General features: G+C 54.4%; 16 protein-coding genes. 6 read left to right on the forward strand and 10 right to left on the reverse strand.

Going from position 1 to position 17,572, the window contains the following annotated elements; all coding sequences use genetic code 11:
* Positions 1 to 27: 27 nt before the first annotated feature.
* The 5 genes from aspS to AAC019_RS02820 all read right to left on the reverse strand — a co-directional run bounded on the left by aspS (position 28) and on the right by AAC019_RS02820 (position 7,205).
* The gene (gene aspS, locus AAC019_RS02800; RefSeq protein ID WP_339897032.1) at positions 28 to 1,815 is read right to left on the reverse strand and encodes an aspartate--tRNA ligase; all 1,788 of its coding nucleotides are present in this window, start codon (positions 1,813 to 1,815) and stop codon (positions 28 to 30) included.
* A gap of 44 nt (positions 1,816 to 1,859) precedes the next feature.
* On the reverse strand, positions 1,860 to 2,129 hold the full coding sequence (locus AAC019_RS02805; RefSeq protein WP_339897033.1) for a zinc ribbon domain-containing protein: 270 nt from the start codon (positions 2,127 to 2,129) through the stop codon (positions 1,860 to 1,862).
* 164 nt (positions 2,130 to 2,293) lie between these two features.
* A complete protein-coding gene (locus AAC019_RS02810) occupies positions 2,294 to 3,313 on the reverse strand; it encodes an HD domain-containing phosphohydrolase (RefSeq protein WP_339897034.1) in 1,020 nt (339 codons plus the stop codon).
* A 14-nt stretch (positions 3,314 to 3,327) separates the two neighbouring features.
* Positions 3,328 to 6,840: a response regulator gene (locus AAC019_RS02815; protein WP_339897035.1), complete on the reverse strand. Its 3,513-nt coding sequence runs from the start codon at positions 6,838 to 6,840 to the stop codon at positions 3,328 to 3,330.
* A 47-nt stretch (positions 6,841 to 6,887) separates the two neighbouring features.
* Entirely contained in the window at positions 6,888 to 7,205 is a 318-nt protein-coding gene (locus tag AAC019_RS02820) for a Rieske 2Fe-2S domain-containing protein (RefSeq protein ID WP_339897036.1), read from the reverse strand.
* A 189-nt stretch (positions 7,206 to 7,394) separates the two neighbouring features.
* Here AAC019_RS02820 and AAC019_RS02825 point away from each other — a divergent pair, with 189 nt between their 5' ends.
* Both AAC019_RS02825 and AAC019_RS02830 read left to right on the forward strand, forming a co-directional pair.
* The gene (locus AAC019_RS02825) at positions 7,395 to 8,717 is read left to right on the forward strand and encodes a flavohemoglobin expression-modulating QEGLA motif protein (RefSeq protein ID WP_339897037.1); all 1,323 of its coding nucleotides are present in this window, start codon (positions 7,395 to 7,397) and stop codon (positions 8,715 to 8,717) included.
* A 19-nt stretch (positions 8,718 to 8,736) separates the two neighbouring features.
* A complete protein-coding gene (locus AAC019_RS02830) occupies positions 8,737 to 9,099 on the forward strand; it encodes a hypothetical protein (protein WP_339897038.1) in 363 nt (120 codons plus the stop codon).
* 43 nt (positions 9,100 to 9,142) lie between these two features.
* On the opposite strand, the gene AAC019_RS02835 is transcribed toward AAC019_RS02830, so the two are convergent.
* The 3 genes from AAC019_RS02835 to AAC019_RS02845 form a co-directional block, all read right to left on the reverse strand.
* On the reverse strand, positions 9,143 to 10,750 hold the full coding sequence (locus AAC019_RS02835) for an inorganic phosphate transporter (protein WP_339897039.1): 1,608 nt from the start codon (positions 10,748 to 10,750) through the stop codon (positions 9,143 to 9,145).
* A gap of 107 nt (positions 10,751 to 10,857) precedes the next feature.
* Entirely contained in the window at positions 10,858 to 12,114 is a 1,257-nt protein-coding gene (locus AAC019_RS02840) for a valine--pyruvate transaminase (protein ID WP_339897040.1), read from the reverse strand.
* Between the two features lie 96 nt (positions 12,115 to 12,210).
* Positions 12,211 to 12,576, reverse strand: a complete 366-nt coding sequence (locus tag AAC019_RS02845; RefSeq protein ID WP_339897041.1) for a response regulator — start codon at positions 12,574 to 12,576, stop codon at positions 12,211 to 12,213.
* Between the two features lie 191 nt (positions 12,577 to 12,767).
* On the opposite strand from AAC019_RS02845, the gene arsC reads away from it, so the two are divergent.
* The 4 genes from arsC to sppA all read left to right on the forward strand — a co-directional run bounded on the left by arsC (position 12,768) and on the right by sppA (position 16,137).
* Positions 12,768 to 13,115, forward strand: a complete 348-nt coding sequence (arsC, locus tag AAC019_RS02850) for an arsenate reductase (glutaredoxin) (protein WP_339897042.1) — start codon at positions 12,768 to 12,770, stop codon at positions 13,113 to 13,115.
* Between the two features lie 7 nt (positions 13,116 to 13,122).
* Complete coding sequence (wrbA, locus tag AAC019_RS02855) at positions 13,123 to 13,725, forward strand: NAD(P)H:quinone oxidoreductase (RefSeq protein WP_339897043.1); 603 nt, start codon at positions 13,123 to 13,125, stop codon at positions 13,723 to 13,725.
* A gap of 2 nt (positions 13,726 to 13,727) precedes the next feature.
* Positions 13,728 to 14,138 carry a DUF2069 domain-containing protein gene (locus AAC019_RS02860; protein ID WP_339897044.1) on the forward strand — a complete coding sequence of 137 codons (411 nt, stop codon included), beginning with the start codon at positions 13,728 to 13,730 and terminating at the stop codon, positions 14,136 to 14,138.
* A 115-nt stretch (positions 14,139 to 14,253) separates the two neighbouring features.
* Positions 14,254 to 16,137 carry a signal peptide peptidase SppA gene (gene sppA / locus AAC019_RS02865; RefSeq protein WP_339897045.1) on the forward strand — a complete coding sequence of 628 codons (1,884 nt, stop codon included), beginning with the start codon at positions 14,254 to 14,256 and terminating at the stop codon, positions 16,135 to 16,137.
* On the opposite strand, the gene AAC019_RS02870 is transcribed toward sppA, so the two are convergent.
* Positions 16,118 to 16,576 (reverse strand): DUF2383 domain-containing protein, encoded by a 459-nt coding sequence (locus tag AAC019_RS02870; RefSeq protein WP_339897046.1) that lies wholly within the window; start codon positions 16,574 to 16,576, stop codon positions 16,118 to 16,120. The genes sppA and AAC019_RS02870 overlap by 20 nt on opposite strands.
* Before the next feature lie 299 nt (positions 16,577 to 16,875).
* The gene (locus tag AAC019_RS02875; RefSeq protein WP_339897047.1) at positions 16,876 to 17,532 is read right to left on the reverse strand and encodes a methyltransferase domain-containing protein; all 657 of its coding nucleotides are present in this window, start codon (positions 17,530 to 17,532) and stop codon (positions 16,876 to 16,878) included.
* Positions 17,533 to 17,572 lie beyond the last annotated feature (40 nt).

Raw genomic sequence — 17,572 nt, forward strand, 5'->3', positions numbered from 1 at the left:
CCCAATATCAGGCCTTTCCGCCCGGTATTACTCGGCGGGTTTTTCTTTTTGCTCTTTTTGGCGCAAACGAATGTGCAACTCGCGCAACTGGGCCGCATCCACCGCACCGGGCGCGTCAGTCATTACACAGGCCGCACTCTGGGTTTTAGGGAAGGCGATTACATCGCGAATCGAGCTGGCACCGGTCATCAACATAATCAGGCGATCGAGGCCAAAGGCCAAGCCACCATGCGGCGGCGCGCCGTACTTAAGGGCATCCAGCAAAAAGCCAAACTTTTCGCGCTGCTCCTCGGCACTGATACCGAGGATATCGAATACGGCTTGCTGCATCGACTGATTGTGGATACGCACAGAACCACCGCCCAGCTCGGTACCGTTAAGTACCATGTCATAGGCGCGCGACAGCGCCGTGCCCGGATTGGCTTTAAGCTCATCGGGCGAGCACGATGGCGCGGTAAACGGATGGTGCAGTGCCTGCATCGAGCCGTCGTCGCCCTCTTCAAACATCGGGAAGTCAACCACCCACAAGGGAGCCCACTCGCAAGTATAAAGGTCGAGATCTTCACCCAGCTTGCAGCGCAGTGCGCCCAGCGCTTCGGTAACGATATTGGCTTTGTCGGCACCAAAGAAGATCAGATCGCCGTTTTCGGCCTCTAAGCGCTCGAGTATGGCGCCGCGCACCTCGTTAGGCAGGAACTTAACAATGGGCGATTGCAGGCCGTTTTCCAGGTCGGCCTTATCGTTGACCTTGATATAGGCCAGGCCTTTAGCACCGTAAATACCGACAAACTTGGTGTAGTCGTCGATTTGCTTACGGGTCAGCTTATCGTTGCCGCCAGACACTTTAAGCGCAGTGACGCGGCCTTTCGGGTCTTTGGCGGGGCCAGAGAAGACTTTAAAGTCCACATCGAGCATCAAGTCTTTAACGTCCACCAGCTCTAGCGGAATACGCATATCCGGCTTATCCGAGCCGTATTTTGCAATGGCCGTGGCGTAATCCATACGCGGAAACTCGCCCAAATCGACGCTCATTAAGTCGCCAAAGAGCTTTTTAATCATACCCTCGGTAATCGCCATAATACCTTCCTCGTCCATAAACGAGGTTTCGATATCAATCTGGGTAAACTCTGGCTGGCGGTCGGCGCGCAAGTCTTCGTCGCGAAAGCACTTGGCGATCTGGTAGTAGCGATCAAAACCCGAGACCATCAGCAGCTGCTTAAACAGCTGAGGCGACTGCGGCAAAGCAAAAAACTTGTTTTCGTGGGTGCGCGAGGGCACCAGATAATCCCGGGCACCCTCGGGGGTGGCGCGGGTCAGAATCGGCGTTTCGATATCCAAAAAGCCGTTTTCGTCCAGATAGTTACGAATGGCAATGGTTACCTTAGAGCGAAACTGCAGACCTTTTTGCATCTCGTTACGACGCAAATCGAGGTAGCGGTATTTAAGGCGCACGTCCTCACCCACGCTCGAGTGCTCGGATAGCGGAAACGGCGTCGTCTCAGCTTCGTTGAGAATCTCCAGCGCGGTGCCGTAAACCTCTACCTCACCGGTGGCCATATTGGCGTTAACGGTGGCGGCATCGCGGGCACGCACTTTACCGGTAACTTGCAGTACGTATTCACCGCGGACTTTATCGGCCAGGGCAAAGTTCTCTTTGGTATCCGGATCAAATACCACCTGCACAATACCGTCGCGGTCTCGCAGATCGATAAAAATAACACCACCGTGGTCGCGGCGACGATCAACCCAGCCACAGAGGGTGACTTCTTGGTCGATAAATGAGGCATTTAAAGCGCCACAGTATTCACTGCGCATAATCTGTTTCCCGTTGTCTCTGTTTTTAGGGTCTACACCCGAAATTAACTGGCCGGAGTGCTGGGCGCTGGCGCGCTTTCCTTTTGCTTGCTGCCAGCTTTGGCAGCGTCTCCGACGAGGTTCTTTTTGTTACCCGACTTAAAGTCTGTCTCATACCAGCCGCCGCCTTTGAGGCGAAAGCCCGCTGCGGATATTTTTTTGGTCAGTTCACTCTGCTGGCACTGGGGGCAATCGACCAGTGGCGCATCGCTCATTTTTTGTAAGGCTTCGAGCTCGTGACCGCAAGCCTGACAGCGATATTCATAGATAGGCATTACCCGATTCTCCACATTAAGGGGCTGTGGGTATGTAAAAAGCCCCTTAGACCTACCAAAAACGCACAGAGGTTGCCCTCTGGCCGCCAAAAAACGCGCAATTATACCTCAGAGGGAGGCGTGGAGAAACCGCTCAGGACATAGCACGAAGGCGCTATTGCGCGTTAATCGCCCAATACGCTTTTAATTTCCAAAATCTCAGACTCGGCAGAGCAAAACCGTCTTACCAACTCTGGGTCAAACTGAACCCCGGCGCAGGCCTCAAGCTGGATAAGCGCCTCCGGAACTGAATAGGCCTCGGTGTGGGCCCGCTGAGTGGTTAGTGTCTCAAACATATCGGCGATGGCCACAATACGCCCCACCAGGGGTATATCACTGCCTTTTAGGCCTTTCGGATAACCGCTACCGTCATAGTGCTCACGAAAGGTCGTTACAATGGTGCGGGCCATCGTCAACAACTGGGAATTATCATTACCAAGGATTTTAACGCCAAACTTAATCTCAGCGTCAATAATGGCCCGAGCCCCTTTACCGGGGTTACTGGCGGCCTCAAGCAGCTTGTCGGGCAGGCCTATTTTGCCCACGTCATACATCAAGCTCGCGTTAAGTAGCCGAGCGGCATCCTCCGGCCCCATGCCAGCCTCCTCGCCTAACATGCGACTGTAGCGACTGATGCGCAGGGCGTGCGCATTGCTGCCCTGCTCCCGAAAAGCCGCCGCGCGCCCCAGGCAGTGCACAACTTGCAGCTGACTAAGCTCCAGCTCGGCGGTGCGTTCGATCACCATTTCTTGTAACGCATGGGTTTGATCGGCGAGCGCCAAATGTGTTTTTACCCGACGCAATAAAATAGGCGGGCTGATGGGCTTACTTAGAAAATCAATGGCTCCCAGCTCAAACCCTTGAATTTCGTCACTCACCTCGATTTTCGCGGTGACAAAAATAACCGGTATCGAGGCGGTAATCGGGTTTGCCTTGAGCCGCCGGCACACTTCATAGCCATCCATCTCGGGCATCATGATATCGAGCAGGATAAGGTCAGGCGGATGATCAGAAGCCGCCAACTCTAACGCTTTGATGCCGCGAGTAGCCGCCCGTACCCGATACTCCGACGACAAAAGCCCCACCAGAACATCGATGTTTTCAGGGGTATCGTCAACCACCAAAATCGTTTTTCTGCCGTCCATTTGCACCTCTGGTGTCATGTTTTACCCTGCTGCCAGCGCGCTAGCGCCACCTGTGCCTGATCGAATTCATAGTGTTCGATATCCTGCTCGATCTCATCCAGGCCGTCGTCCTCCGGCAGAGCCCCACGCAAGGTAGCTATCGTCAACCTTGCATTAGTATCGGCGCTTTTTAGCTGTTCCGTCAAAGCGTCGATTAGCGACGCCACTTCAGCCTCGCTTAGCTCGCTCGTCTGCGCCACTGGGCTACCGGGTCTCGGCAGCCGCTCCAACTCGTTAACCACCGAGCTGAGCGCTCGCGAGAGCTCTGTCAGCGCCGCTTGCCCTAATTCACCGCGGGCAATGTCGGTTTCAACTTTTGCCGCCAGAGGCTGCAACTGATGCGCTCCGAGCGAGCCGGCCAGGCCTTTAAGGGTATGCGCCATACGCTGCGCCTCTTCAGGGTCTTGCGCGTAAGCTTCGGCGATCGCCCGGCTGGCACCGCCTTGGGTGCGACAAAAACTATCGGCCAGGCGCCACAGCGTACTCTCGTTGCCGCCGACTCGCTCCAGGGCTTCATCCAGCGCCACTATATCGGGATCGAGGTTAACGTTAAGCGCCTCTGGCTTCGCGCTCTCGTCCAGAGGCGTCTCGGTATCGCTTATTTGCCGCTCGGGTAGATAGTGCGCAATTTTTTGGTACAGCTCGCGCACATCGATGGGCTTGGCAATATAGTCATTCATGCCTACCGCGCGCGCCCGGTCGCGATCTTCGGCGGTGGCATTGGCGGTCATAGCAATAATGGGCAGGGCCCCCACCTCGCCCATGGCACGGATACGGCTGGTGGCGGTGTAGCCGTCCATAACAGGCATCTGAATATCCATCAAAACACAATCAAACGGCTCGTAAGACATCGCATCGAGCGCCTGCTGCCCGTCACCGGCCAAACGCACCCTGGCCCCAACCGCCTCGAGCAGCTCACTGGCCACCTGTTGATTGAGCTCATTATCATCCACCACCAGCAAAGTGGCTCCGGTTAAATCGACACTGTCGTTGCGTCTGGTGTTGTGTGCTGTGCTGTGCGGCACCGACTCGCCGAGCGCGCGCGCGATGGCATCGCGCAGGCGCAGCGGATCAATCGGTTTTACCAGCACCTCCTGAATGCCCAGTGCCTTGGCTTGCTGCGTAAGTGTGTAGCTATCGTAGGCCGTCACCATAATGGAGGGCGGCAAATGGCCGTCGCGCTCGCTCAAGGTACGGGCAAACTGAATACCGTCCATCTCTGGCATTTTCCAATCCAGAAGTACCAGATCAAAGCTCGACTCGGCTAATACATTAAGCGCTTTCGCCCCCGACTCCACCGCCGTGACCTGCAAGCCAGCCGCCTTGCCGTAGACCGCCAAAATTTGCCGTGATGTTGAGTTATCATCCACCACCAGCACCTGCTTACCCTGAATAGCGGCGGGTAACCGATGCCCCTTGCCCAGTTTTCTCGGGGCCGCAAAGGTGGCAAAAAAACTAAAGCGGCTGCCCTTGCCGGGAGCGCTCTTGACACTGATTTCGCCCCCCATGAGCTCTACCAAACGGCGACAAATCGACAAGCCTAAGCCTGTCCCACCATACTTGCGGGTGGTCGATTCATCCGCCTGAGAAAACACTTTAAACAACTTGCCCTGCTGCTCTTTGTTCATGCCGATGCCGGTATCGGTTACGCTAAACGTTAGCGCTAAAGCGCCCACATCGGCCCCCGAACCGGCCACCTCGATAGCCAGTGTTACCGAGCCTTTCTCGGTAAACTTAATCGCATTACCCAGCAGGTTAATTAATACCTGCTGCAGGCGCACCGGATCGCCCTTTAGGACTTCTGGCACACGGGCATCGATATACAACAACAACTCTACTTCGGGCTTCTCACTAAATTTAACCCCGGCAATGGTGCAAACGGTGTCGATCAACTCCAACAAGCTGAACTCGACGCTCTCCAGTTCCATGTGCCCAGCTTCGATTTTGGAAAAATCTAACACATCGTTAATAATGCCCAGTAGCGAGTGCGATGCGCCGTTAATTTTATCCAGATACTCACGCTGCTTTTCATTGAGTTTAGTACCGCCCATCAAGTGGCCAAGGCCAATAATGGCGTTCATGGGCGTGCGGATCTCATGGCTCATATTGGCCAAAAACGACGATTTAGCATCGGTGGCGGCCTCGGCTTCGCGGCGCGCCTGCACTAATTTTTTATTGGTCGTTTGCAGTGCGCGGGTGCGCTGACTGACGGTTTGCTCCAACTGCTCTTTGTGGCGCCGCAGCTCTCCGGTGGCGTTGCGCAGAAGCTGGCGGGTGCGGTGCTGCACGGCAAACAGTTGGTCGATCTCCATGATCGCCACGTGCAGCGTCACAGGTTCACTAAAATCCAGCTCGGCGATACGCTGGTTTTGCCGAATCAATTCACTTAACGGTCGCGTGAAGCGGCGCGCCAATGCAGCGGCCAACAGCGCCCCCACAAGCAATACAAACAGCATAATGCCAATCAACCAATGCTGATGACTGGCCGCACCGGGAATAAACACCCGCTCTGGCGCGTAGCTCCCCACCCAAATTCGCATGGTTTCTAGCGCATAAGGCATAAACGAATAATACCAGGTGTCATCATTCACCTGATAACGCCCCACATCGTGATCGCGCCGCCCGCCCTCCTGCCACTGCTGCCAACCTGCAAGCAACGGCCCGGTAAGCACTTTATCCAATTGTTGCAAGCTCTGGTCGCTGCGATTAGCGCCGCTGGATGCGCGGTAATTACTGGGGGCACCTAACACCTGGTTGGCATCTGTAAAAATAATAACCTGCGTGTCGGTATCTTTGTTAAGTGTATCCACCAGCGACGACAGGTCTGTCAACAGAATATCCAGCCCCAGCACCATAGTCTCGCCGCTGCTGTTGAGCCACGACGTCGACACCGTTATGCCCGGCTGCCCCGATGAAAAAAACAAGTACACATCGGTCCAGTGTACCTTTGCAGCACCGGCATTAAGCGCACCGGCAAACCAGGGTCTCTGGCGCGGGTCGTAATCTAGCGCTAGCGCGGACTCTCCTCCGGGGCGGCGCACGCCCAGTGCATCCATCTCCATTAGCCGATAGCTTCCCCGCGCCACATCGCTTAAGCGCATGCGCCAGGGCTGTGCACCACGGCTTTGCATTAGCAACCACTCGCGACCACCCGAGGTCGCCAACATCGCCGAGGTGATGTGCGGCGTTTCTTGTAACAGCGGATAAAAGTAAGCATTGAGCGACGTCGTACTATCGGGGCTTACTTGCGACTGCTCTGCCCAGCGCCGAGCCATCGAGAGCAGCCGCGCCGTATCTCCCAGCAAGCCATCCAGCTGATAGTGAACGCTGTCCCCGGTGCGCTGCATTTGCACCAGAGAGACCTTGCGCAAACTGGGCTCAAACACGAGCTTCACGTAGCCCCAGTAGGCGCCAGCTAAGGCAATCAACAAAAGTCCGGCCATGCTGGCCAGCAAGGCGTTGCGAAATGAAATTTTACGGCTGTTCAAAAAATGTCCCACGCGAAAATATCCCTGCTATCGATTCACACATTGTGCTATCGATCATTCACCTCGACGCCCACAGTCGAGCCTTCATATACCAACGGGTAAAACGTCAAGCCAGCTTCACACTCTGAGGCGTTAAGCGCACGCCCGGTGGTGAGCGAGAACTCAATTCCATGACTTGGGCAGCGCAATACACTGCCGTTAAGAGAAGCGCGTGTTAACGGTGCCTGGCGGTGGGGACACTGGTTGGCGATTAAATAAAGTCGCCCCTCTTCTTGCAGCAGTAACAGCTCGAGGCCGGCAAGGCGCACCGGGCGCATAAAACCATCTTCGATCTCGTGCAATTTTGCCAATTCAACGTACGCCATCGTACCTACCCGGCCGGTATGTTTTTAGATTCACTCCGCCTTACTATGCCCTAAGTCACGTATGAAGAAAAGACACCATAATTGCAGCGACACTAACGCAATAGCGCGCTACACTTATAAGCATTGCTAGTCGCCGCACGCGCGCACTCTATGTCCACCCCGGTTAGAAGGACCCGTCAGAGTATTTCCATGGCAAGCTCCAACACACAAATATACCTTACCAAGCTAAAAGCTTTATCCGACCAACTGGTAGCCCTGCAAAAGCCTATCCGTATTCTCGATGCCATCAAGTGGCCCAACGAGGTGCAGGAGCGCTTTTTTGCCTGCGAAGGTAAGCGCCTACCCGATGTTGGACGCGATTACTATGAACACAGCCCGCTGCCCTTTGACCGCCACAAACTCACCGACTCTTTTGTAGCGCTAGAGCGCGACGTTGTTCGCCAGCTTGGTGCGCACGATGCACTCGGGCGCATTTTGCGCGATACCATTAGCCAGTACCGGTTAGTACTTGAAATGCTGGGCTCGCGTGGTACGGCACGTTTTGGTGAACTCAGCCGGCGCCTCTATGGCTCGCCCAGCGATTGCATCACCGGCGACAACAAAACCTTGCTGGAAGTTGGCCAAGAGTTGTGTCGCGTGTTTTCATTGCCCGCGGCGGCCCAGCTCACCCCCTCTGGCAAGCGCCAACTAAACGCCACCGAGGCTACCGCATACTTAAGTGCACGTATGGACGAATATTTCACCCCCGGCACCGTCAACGTCACCCTAAGCGACGATATCGTCTCGGACGCCGCCGCCGGGGGCGATTGCTTAAAACTTAACCGGCGCTCGACATTTACCCCACAGGATTTAAACGTCCTAGAGGTACACGAGGGCTGGGTACATATAGGCACCACTCTCAATGGCCGCGCACAACCCTGGGCCAGCTGGCTTAGCGTCGGCTCACCGCGTATCACCGCCATTCAGGAGGGGATGGCGGTGTTAATGGAAACCTTAACCTTCAGCTCTTTTCCCAAACGGGCGCAACGGGTGAGCGACCGGGTTGTCGCCGTTGACATGGCAGAGCGCGGCGCTGATTTTGTTGAGTTGTATCGCTTTTTTCGCGAGCGGGGCGACAGTGAGCACGACAGCTTCCGGGTGGCACAAAGGGTATTTCGCGGTGGCACATTAACTGGCGGCTCAGTGTTCACCAAAGATATTAGCTACGTCAAAGGCTTTGTCGAAAACGTCGGCTTTATTCGCAGCGCGATTTATGCCGGCCGCCCTGAAATGATCCCGCTGTTGTATCTGGGGAAATTAGCGCTGGACGACATCCCCGCCCTGCAAGAACACTTGCAGCTAGGCCATATCGTTGCCCCACGCTTTCTTCCGCCTATGTTTAAAAACTTAAACGGTCTATATGTTTGGTTTGGTTTTTCCAGTAGCATTGCCGGGCTCGACAATGTGCGGGTTAGAAAACATTTCTCACGCCTTTTTAGCGCCAGCCCGGGCGCTCCCGGTAACAAACAGTAAACAGGATAACGCTTACATCATGCCCCGCCTTTTTGACGTCTTGCTCTGCGGCACTCAGATTTATTTTGACAATGGTACCGAACAGAGCATCATCGGATTTCTCAGCGCTCGCCGAGTCGCGAACGACTCACTGGAGGATGCCGTTCTCCGGGCGCGCCACGACGTACTTATCGACTGGAACCACACCTATAACGCCGACCGAAAGTTAGGGGTTCCCAAACTTACAACGGTTCAGGTTCAGGCCGCCAACAAATGGTTACACCGCAACCCAACAGAAGATTTTTATTTTTTTGACAGTGAACAGCGCAAACAAGAACATTTGGCGTTGATTCTGGACAGCGCCCGCCCCTGGTGGCGATTGCGCAAACGCCGCCCAGGCTAACGCCCGACAAGCTTGACTGCACCGTCATTAGCCGATAACCGCACTAAAAAACACGGTTAAGCACAACAAAAATAATTCCGCTCAAAATACCTGCCGCTGGCAGCGTTATTACCCAGGCGAGCGCAATCGGCTTCATCAAGCCCCAGTTGGTTTGTGCATTCACCAACCCGATACCCAACACGGCACCAATCAAAATATGGGTGCTCGATACAGGTAGCCCCATCGTCGATGCCATCATCACCACCGCGGCGGCGGCCAGTTCGGCCGAAAAACCCGACGCGGGATGCATTTTTGTTAGATTATGGCCCACGGTTTGAATCACCTCTTTACCGATAAACCAAAGCCCGACAATTAACGCCACACCAAAAGTCACCATCGCCACCGTTGGCACCGCGGCCGTAGAGCCAATGGCGCCAGTGCGCAAAACCTCTAAAATAGCGGCAAAGGGCCCGATGGCATTGGCAATATCATTAGAGCCGTGACTAAAGGCAAAGCCGGCCGCGGTAAAAACCTGCATCCAGCTAAACATTAACCATGTCGAGCGATTGAGCGATGTGCCCTTAAGGGTGCGGGCGAAAATAAAGGTGGCCATCCAAATGGCCGCCCCCACCATGCCAATAATCAAATAATTATGCAGCGTGGACAGCCCCAGCTCCATATTTTTTAACCCTTTAAAGAGCAGCATGGATGAAATTACCATACCGCCCAAAGCCGCAAATAGCGGCACCCACTGCTCCAGCGCCTTATGGGCATCGACATTCTCAGCCTGTCTATCAATTCGGTGAAGCTCGCGAAAATAATCCGACTCCAGCTCCTCCGGGGTAAAGCGGGCATCATTAATTGTCGCCGCATCACGGGCCATGGCACTGGTGTAAGAGATTTTCTGAATTTCACTCAAGCGCTCAAACGAGCTTTTAAAAGCTTCCCGGTGCTCTATTTTTTGTTGTTTAATATAACCTAAGTGCTCGTCGGCCTTTTCGTTGTAACGCAGGACGTGCTTTTTGATAGTGCCGTACAAAAAATAAGACACGATACCGCCTAGCAGCGGCGAGATAACCCACGAGGCGGCAATGGCGCCCACCTTATCCCACATGACCAAATCAAATGCGGCATCAGCACCGTTTAGCACAACCCCCAACGCAATAGAGCTACCGACAATACCGCCAATAATGGAGTGTGTGGTCGAAACCGGATAGCCGCGTCGGGAGGCAAACATCAACCACAGCGCCGCCGCCAGTAGCGCCGCCATCATAATGTAAACAAACTGCATCGGTTCGATGTGCATTGCGGACAAATCCACAATACCTTTGCGAATGGTTTTGGTCACTTCACCACCGGCGATAACCGCACCACTGACTTCAAAAATCGCGGCTACCACAAGCGCCTGGGTTATGGTTAACGTGCCCGCCCCGACACTGGTGCCAAACGAGTTGGCCACATCATTGCCACCAATATTAAAAGCCATAAAAAGGCCAAACGCTGTGGCTAATAAAAATATAATGGTGTGGTTATTATTGGTGTAGCCCATACCCCAAAAAACAAAATAGGCCGTAATGGCAAACATCGCCACGGCAAAAAACATGTTTAAATTGCGTACGTGGACGGGCTCAGTCGGACGCACCGGGCTCATGGAAGAATTATTTTCGCTCACAGGGCTTGTCTCAGGTTTCGATAAGGACGCTCACTGTGGCAAACCAAAGTGTCATATTTATGACAGGACACTCACCACGGGCGCGACCCGAGTGATACCGCAGCGACTCACCTCTGGCGGTAAAGCCCGCGGATTTCATCGCCTAAGATGTCAATCGCCCGACGGATCACATCGATAGGCTGGCCATAGCTAAGTCGCAGGCACTCATGCTGATGTTGCCAGGGCTCGGTTAAACCCGGAAAAAAATGATGCCCCGAGATCACCAATACCCCGCGTTTTTTTAGGCGCTGGTAGAGCTGCTCACTGGTAATCGGCAGCCCTTCCAGCCAAAGCCACAAAAATATCGCCCCCTCGGGTCGGTGCAACCGAAACGGCAAGCCCGCCAGCGCCTGCTCTATGAGTGCAACAGTGTGCAGGGCACGCTCACGATAAAAAGGCGTTACCGCTTCGCGCCCGAGCGCCAACAACTGCTCATTGGCAATAAGCTGACGTGCAATAGCTGGCCCCATATTACCCACAGCCAAACTGAGCACCGTATTGGCGCGGGCGAACGATTGAATTAAAGACTCACAGGCAATAACAACCGAGGTGCGCGCCCCGGGCAATCCGAGTTTGGACAAGCTCAACACCAAAATAGTATTGCTGTTCCAGCTGGGGCTGACATCGGTAAAAATGATCCCGGGAAACGGCGTGCCGTAAGCGCCATCGACAATTAGCGGGATATTGTGGGCCCGCGCCAACTGATCCAGTCGCGCCATCTCTGCATCGGTGATTACGTTGCCGGTTGGATTTGTGGGGCGTGATACACACAGCGCGGCGCTGCGCGCATCAACCGCAAGCCCGCTTAAATCCACGTGGTACTTAAACTGGTGCTCGCCGATCAACTCAATAGTGGGGCGGTCCGCGCGAAAAAAATCCTCGCTTAAGCCCAAATCACTGTAGCCTAAGTACTCGGGCACCAGCGGCAACTGGATATGTCGTTTAATGCCGTCACAACCTTCGCCGGCCAGCATATTGAACAACACAAAAAAAGCGGATTGACTGCCATTAGCGAGCGCCAGATTCTCGCGCGTTAAGCCCCACTGAAACTCCCGGTTGAGCAGCGCCACCAAATCATCCAGCAAGGCAGTATCGCCCGCCGGCGACTGATAAACCCCAAGCATTTGCTGCGACTTAACCGGGTCATCCATTACCTGCTGCAGGGCATTGGCTAGCGCCTGCTCCACGGCGGGGATACGGGCGGGATTGCCACCGCCAAGAAACAGCATATCGGGGTTAACCCGCAGCGCATCGCCCAGATCCTCCATCAGAGAGACAATGCCCGAGCCTTGATTGAACTGGTTACCGAATTTGGATAAACGCATGATGCGAAAGCTTAACGAAAAGGATGTGGAGCCAGAGTATAACGAAGGGGCTACCCCAAAGAAGTCGCCTGAGCGCAGGCCCAGCCACCGTCACAGTTACACTAAGCCGTAAGTGGTTAGGGTTTGCTCTAATGCGGCGGCACTGACCGGTTTTTTAATAAAGTCGATGGCGCCCAGCGCTGTCACTCGCTCGCGGGCGGCGGGCTGAATATCGCCAGAAATAACAATCACCAAACACTTTAAACGCTCGGTAGCGATAGCCTCCAGCACCTCAAAACCGTCCATTTCGGGCATGGTAAGATCCAACAACACGACCTCACCCAAGCCATCGCGAATCGCCTGAAGTGCCTCAGCGCCATTGGCGGCAAAGCTGATCTCGACATCCCAAGCATCGGGCAAGGCGCGCGCGACTTGCTTGCGAGCCATATTGGAATCATCACATATTAGCAGCGGTGTGCTCATTCACTGACCGTTATTATTGCCGAAGCGTATTTGCTATTTTCATCCTTCATTATAGCCACGAGAGGCCTACCAGAGCCAAGCAATAAACGCTTTTTAACTAAGGCGCGCAGATCGCGCCACCCATGGGGTGCCCCGCAGCGCCCTAAAACGCTATAATCGGCACAATTATTAGCTGTCATCGGTGTCACTCTATGCTGTCTATCTACCACAACCCGCGGTGTTCTAAATCACGCCAAACACTGACATTGCTGCAAGAGCAAGGTTTAACACCCGAGATTATCAAATACCTGGACACCCCGCCGACTCCCGCTGAGCTGAGCGAAGTCATCAACAAGCTCAAGATCAGGCCGCGAGAGTTACTGCGCACCCAAGAAGCCGATTACAAAACCCTCAAGCTGACCGATAGCTCGCTATCAGACACACAGCTTATTAGCGCGATGTGTCGCCACCCCAAACTTATAGAGCGCCCGATTGTAATTAACGGTAATCGCGCCCGGCTGGGACGGCCGCCAGAGCAAGTACTGGAGATTATAGGCTGAGCCGCTTATGAGCAACCTACCCTACGTACTTATCTTATATTACAGCCGCGGAGGCACCACCGCGGCTTTGGCACGTGAGCTGGCTCACGGGGTCGAGCGCGCAGGCCAGATTGAAGCCCGCCTTCGCACGGTTCCGCCAGTGTCGCCAGATTGTGAGCCCAGCGCCCCGGCGATTCCCGCCGAGGGGGCAATCTATGCAACAGCCGATGATTTACGCCACTGCAGCGGCTTATTACTTGGCAGCCCAACCCGCTTTGGCAATATGGCCGCACCGCTAAAGCACTTTTTAGACACCACCAGCGATTTATGGCTTGAGGGCAGCCTGATCAATAAACCTGCCGGCGTCTTTAGCGCCAGCAATAGCCTACATGGCGGACAGGAGTCGACCCTGCTTAGCATGATGTTGCCGCTGTTGCACCACGGCATGCTTATCAGTGGTATTCCCTACAGCGAGGCAGAGCTCAATCAAACCCACAGCGGTGGCACCCCCTACGGGGTGACCCACTGGTCGGGCCAAAAGGCAAACGGCTTAAGCGACACCGAAATCGCACTCTGCCACGCTCAAGGGCAACGCCTGGCGCGTTTAGCCTTACAACTGGATACCCGTTAATAATGAAAATACCTGAGTACAGTGCCGCCGACGTCGCCCCCCTAACCCGGCGCTACCAACAAGGGCGCCTGATAACCCTGGCGTGCCTGTTAAGCCTGATTGCGCTCTTTTGTTTTAGCAATTTATTTGAGCCGAGCGGCAGTATATTTCGCGCTTTAGTGCAATGCGTGCCCTTAGCGCTATTTATACCCGGCATCTGGATTGGCCATCACCGCACCTACAGCTGGCTGTGCTTTGTTATTTTGTTTTACTTTACCGCGTTTGTGGTCGAGGCTATGTCGCCGTTTGGCAATCTGGTCGATTATCTGGCTACCGCCCTGTCGGTGATACTGTTTCTTGCCGCCATGATGAGCAGCCGCTGGCGGCAGCACTCGCGCCTGGCACTAAGTCAAAACCCGCCAACGGATGCCTAGCAGGCTGCTGAAACCCCCTACGTACCCGGGCTTTCAGGCTTGTTCGTAATCTAGGCGTCATTTTGAAGGTGTGTGCCCACCCTACCCAACCATTTAGCACCAAAAGGAAGATGAAGTGAGCAACAGCGAAAACCCAAAGCGCAAAGGACCTGTCCGCCAACTTTTTGCCAGTATCTGGGGAGCAATTACCTGGCTTAGACGCGCCCTGGCCAACGTCATCTTTATTATCATTGTCGTTGTAATACTTGCGCTTATCGGACAGAACCGAGCCGACGTGTTGCCACAAAACTTCGCCCTGCGCCTCGCCCCCTCGGGCATGTTAGTCGATCAACGCCAGGCCGTAGACGCACTCGCTGCGCTTACCGCTGACGAATCGGCCGAGCAGGCCGAAACTCTGGTGGCCGATGTTGTACACGCCATCAACCTTGCCGCCAATGATGAACAGGTAAGCCATTTGGTGCTCGATTTAAATAATCTGCGCGGCGGCGGGGTAAGCAAGCTCTACGAAATCGGTCAGGCACTTGAGCAGTTTAAGAGCAGCGGTAAATCGATTACCGCCGTGTCCGATAGCTATAATCAGGATCAGTATTTTTTGGCAAGCTACGCCGATGAAGTCTACTTGCACGACATGGGCTTTGTTTTGTTAACAGGCTTTGCCAGCTACCACCAGTATTTTAAAGACGCGCTGGATAAACTCGCCGTCAATCTGCACGTGTTTAAAGTGGGCAAATACAAAGACGCGGTGGAGCCCTACACCCGCAACGATATGTCCGAGGCATCGCGGGAACACAACCGCCTGTGGCTCGATACGCTATGGCAAGCTTATCGTCATACGATCGAAACGCAGCGCGAACTGCCCAGTGGCGCCATCGACGACATCATCAACAATTCAACCAAACTGTTACAAGACGCCGGAGGCGACACGGCACTGATGGCACAACAGGCCGGCCTAGTCGATACTGTCGCGAGTAGGCAGGACATCAGTCGTAATCTGATAGAACGGTTCGGGTTCGACGACAGAACCGATCAATACCAGCACGTTAACTGGTCTCGCTATTTACAACACCGCCGCGAGCTACCCCTCCCCGGCGCCAACTATGTGGGCGTAATCACCGCCCGGGGCGCCATCTACGGAGGCGACCAACCGCCGGGTGTGGTTGGCAGCGAAACCTTTATTCAGCTACTGCGTCAGGCGCGCGAAGACAAAGATATTAAAGCGCTGGTCATCCGGGTCGACAGCCCCGGAGGCAGTGCTTTTGCCTCAGAAATCATCCGTGCCGAACTCGAAGCCACCCGCAATGCAGGCATCCCCGTGGTCATCAGTATGGGCAGTGTTGCGGCCAGCGGGGGCTACTGGATAGCAACCGGCGGTGATGAGATCTGGGCTCTGCCCACGACCATTACCGGCTCGATCGGGGTTTTTAGCATTATGCCCACTCTCGAGCAGTCGCTTGCGAAGCTGGGTGTGTACACCGACGGTATAGCCACCAGCGAGTTAGCCGGCAGCATGGACCCCAGCCGCGCGCTTAGCGAGCCCGCGGCCGCGGTGTTACAAATGAGTGTAGACAGCACTTACCAGCGTTTTTTACAAACCGTAGCCGACGCGCGCGACCTTACGCTGGAGCAAGTACACGAGATCGCCCAGGGGCGAGTCTGGAGCGGTGAGCACGCTAAAAAGCTGGGGCTTGTGGATCAGCTGGGCACGCTACAAGAAGCCACGGCCGCCGCCGCGGCAATGGCAGAGCTACCTGAGTGGAAAACTAAAGAAATCACCCCGCCACTAACCCCCATGGAGCAGCTTATGATGCAGCTGGCTAATGCGGGCGTTAGCTTACCCGGCGATTGGCAGAGCTCACTGGGCGCTTTAAACACCCTAAACCACCTGGGCGGCGGGCTTGGTAAACGCGGCCAGGAAGCGCTCACAGAGCTATTCGGCCGTGAGGCAGAGATACAAGCGCGCTGCCTAAGCTGCAGCCTTATTAGCCGTCCAAGCCGATAACCAACTCTAAGCGAGCCACACGTTTTTGTGTATCGAGGCGGTTATCCAACAATACCTGCTCAAACTCGGGCAGGTATACCATGGAGTTAATAGTCGCCGTGTACATGCGCAATAACTTTTGCTCATTGGTCAGCATTGCCCGCACTACCGCGGCATCGCTTAGCAACTTGCCAAAAATCACCCGCATCCGCGCCGGAACCGCCCCTAAGTCAGGCCCTGATGATACGTCTTCGTGATGCGCCTCTACCACCTCACTAAGCGTTTCAATCGCACGCTCATGGCCGCGCACAACACTGTCAAACACCCGGCGCAAACTGGGTGCCCGCACCTTATCCCAGGCATCCTGATAACTTTGCAACAGATCGTGGTGGCGACTGATTAAACCGTTTAAATCGTCGGTCAAAAACTCGCTTTTAACATTCTCATGTGTAATACGCATACCATTACCTCACCAGTAGTGGCGCCTCGCGGCGCGTTCCTTTTTACGGAGGGCATTAAGCCATACCACAAAAAGACCTACCTAGGTTAGAGCAAAACGTAAGCCAACTATTAACCCCCCTTCACGGCGGCATGTTAAGCGGTAATCACTACTTTTAGCGACATTTTCCCAACTTCTGGGTTTGAGTGGAACACTCTGGCGAGCGTGGGTGTACGAGTTACACAGGATGGTTGCAATTTTGTGGGCTCACGGACTCGGGCGAGTCCGCGGTATAATTATGTCGGTCGGGCTTAAAAAGCTTAATTATCAAGCTTCAGAATAAACTTTTCTGTTTTCCAGGGCTTTTTGATACTGTGGCCAAACATATCGCACTCAAACTTCTCATCACACAAATCTACCAGCTTTAAAAATGGCGTCCTACCCGGGTCGGCGATCAAAACCCGCTTAACCCCGGCGGCGCGTGCCCGTTTAATTAAATTAAACAGTGGCGCTGTCATCTCATCCCAAAAGCAAATCTCACTGCCAATAAGAGTATGAACACCCTGTAAATCTTTTTTAGTGATTTTTTCAAAGCGCTTAGCCTGAAAGGTTACCCGCTTAACATCGTTCAGTTGTTTCACAAACTCGACGTAAGGGGCAAGTGCAGCGTCGGCATCGAGAGCCGTAACCCGCGCATTAAACTGCTGCGCCATAAAACAACTTAAACCGCCCCAGCCGCAGCCAATCTCGACGACTTTAGCCCCCTTCTTAATGGGGTTTTGCAACAGGTAGTCCATAAGCACCGCACTGGAGCGCCACACTTTAGTACCGTGCAGTGAAGGCTCGTCGTACAGCCGCTTAAACCGGCGAATCTCTTTGTGCTGCGCCTGAGGCAACAGCAATCCATGCAGTTTATATAGGTGCTTGTCAGAGCTTGCCTGTTTTGGGGTGGCAAGGGACTTTGATTTTGCGGGCATAGGAAACCTTGTAAACGTTTGACCAGTAGCAAGTTTGCTT

The sequence above is a fragment of the uncultured Gilvimarinus sp. genome (genome assembly GCF_963975215.1).
Classification (GTDB): Bacteria; Pseudomonadota; Gammaproteobacteria; order Pseudomonadales; family Cellvibrionaceae; genus Gilvimarinus.

What these genes read in the sequence shown, in the direction of transcription:
- AAC019_RS02845 (WP_339897041.1), bottom strand. Translation starts at nt 12,576, where the DNA reads ATGAGCACACCGCTGCTAATATGTGATGATTCCAATATGGCTCGCAAG.
- AAC019_RS02830 (WP_339897038.1), top strand. Translation starts at nt 8,737, where the DNA reads ATGCCCCGCCTTTTTGACGTCTTGCTCTGCGGCACTCAGATTTATTTT.
- AAC019_RS02860 (WP_339897044.1), top strand. Translation starts at nt 13,728, where the DNA reads ATGAAAATACCTGAGTACAGTGCCGCCGACGTCGCCCCCCTAACCCGG.
- AAC019_RS02820 (WP_339897036.1), bottom strand. Translation starts at nt 7,205, where the DNA reads ATGGCGTACGTTGAATTGGCAAAATTGCACGAGATCGAAGATGGTTTT.
- wrbA (WP_339897043.1), top strand. Translation starts at nt 13,123, where the DNA reads ATGAGCAACCTACCCTACGTACTTATCTTATATTACAGCCGCGGAGGC.
- AAC019_RS02810 (WP_339897034.1), bottom strand. Translation starts at nt 3,313, where the DNA reads ATGGACGGCAGAAAAACGATTTTGGTGGTTGACGATACCCCTGAAAAC.
- arsC (WP_339897042.1), top strand. Translation starts at nt 12,768, where the DNA reads ATGCTGTCTATCTACCACAACCCGCGGTGTTCTAAATCACGCCAAACA.
- AAC019_RS02840 (WP_339897040.1), bottom strand. Translation starts at nt 12,114, where the DNA reads ATGCGTTTATCCAAATTCGGTAACCAGTTCAATCAAGGCTCGGGCATT.
- AAC019_RS02825 (WP_339897037.1), top strand. Translation starts at nt 7,395, where the DNA reads ATGGCAAGCTCCAACACACAAATATACCTTACCAAGCTAAAAGCTTTA.
- AAC019_RS02870 (WP_339897046.1), bottom strand. Translation starts at nt 16,576, where the DNA reads ATGCGTATTACACATGAGAATGTTAAAAGCGAGTTTTTGACCGACGAT.
- aspS (WP_339897032.1), bottom strand. Translation starts at nt 1,815, where the DNA reads ATGCGCAGTGAATACTGTGGCGCTTTAAATGCCTCATTTATCGACCAA.
- AAC019_RS02875 (WP_339897047.1), bottom strand. Translation starts at nt 17,532, where the DNA reads ATGCCCGCAAAATCAAAGTCCCTTGCCACCCCAAAACAGGCAAGCTCT.
- AAC019_RS02805 (WP_339897033.1), bottom strand. Translation starts at nt 2,129, where the DNA reads ATGCCTATCTATGAATATCGCTGTCAGGCTTGCGGTCACGAGCTCGAA.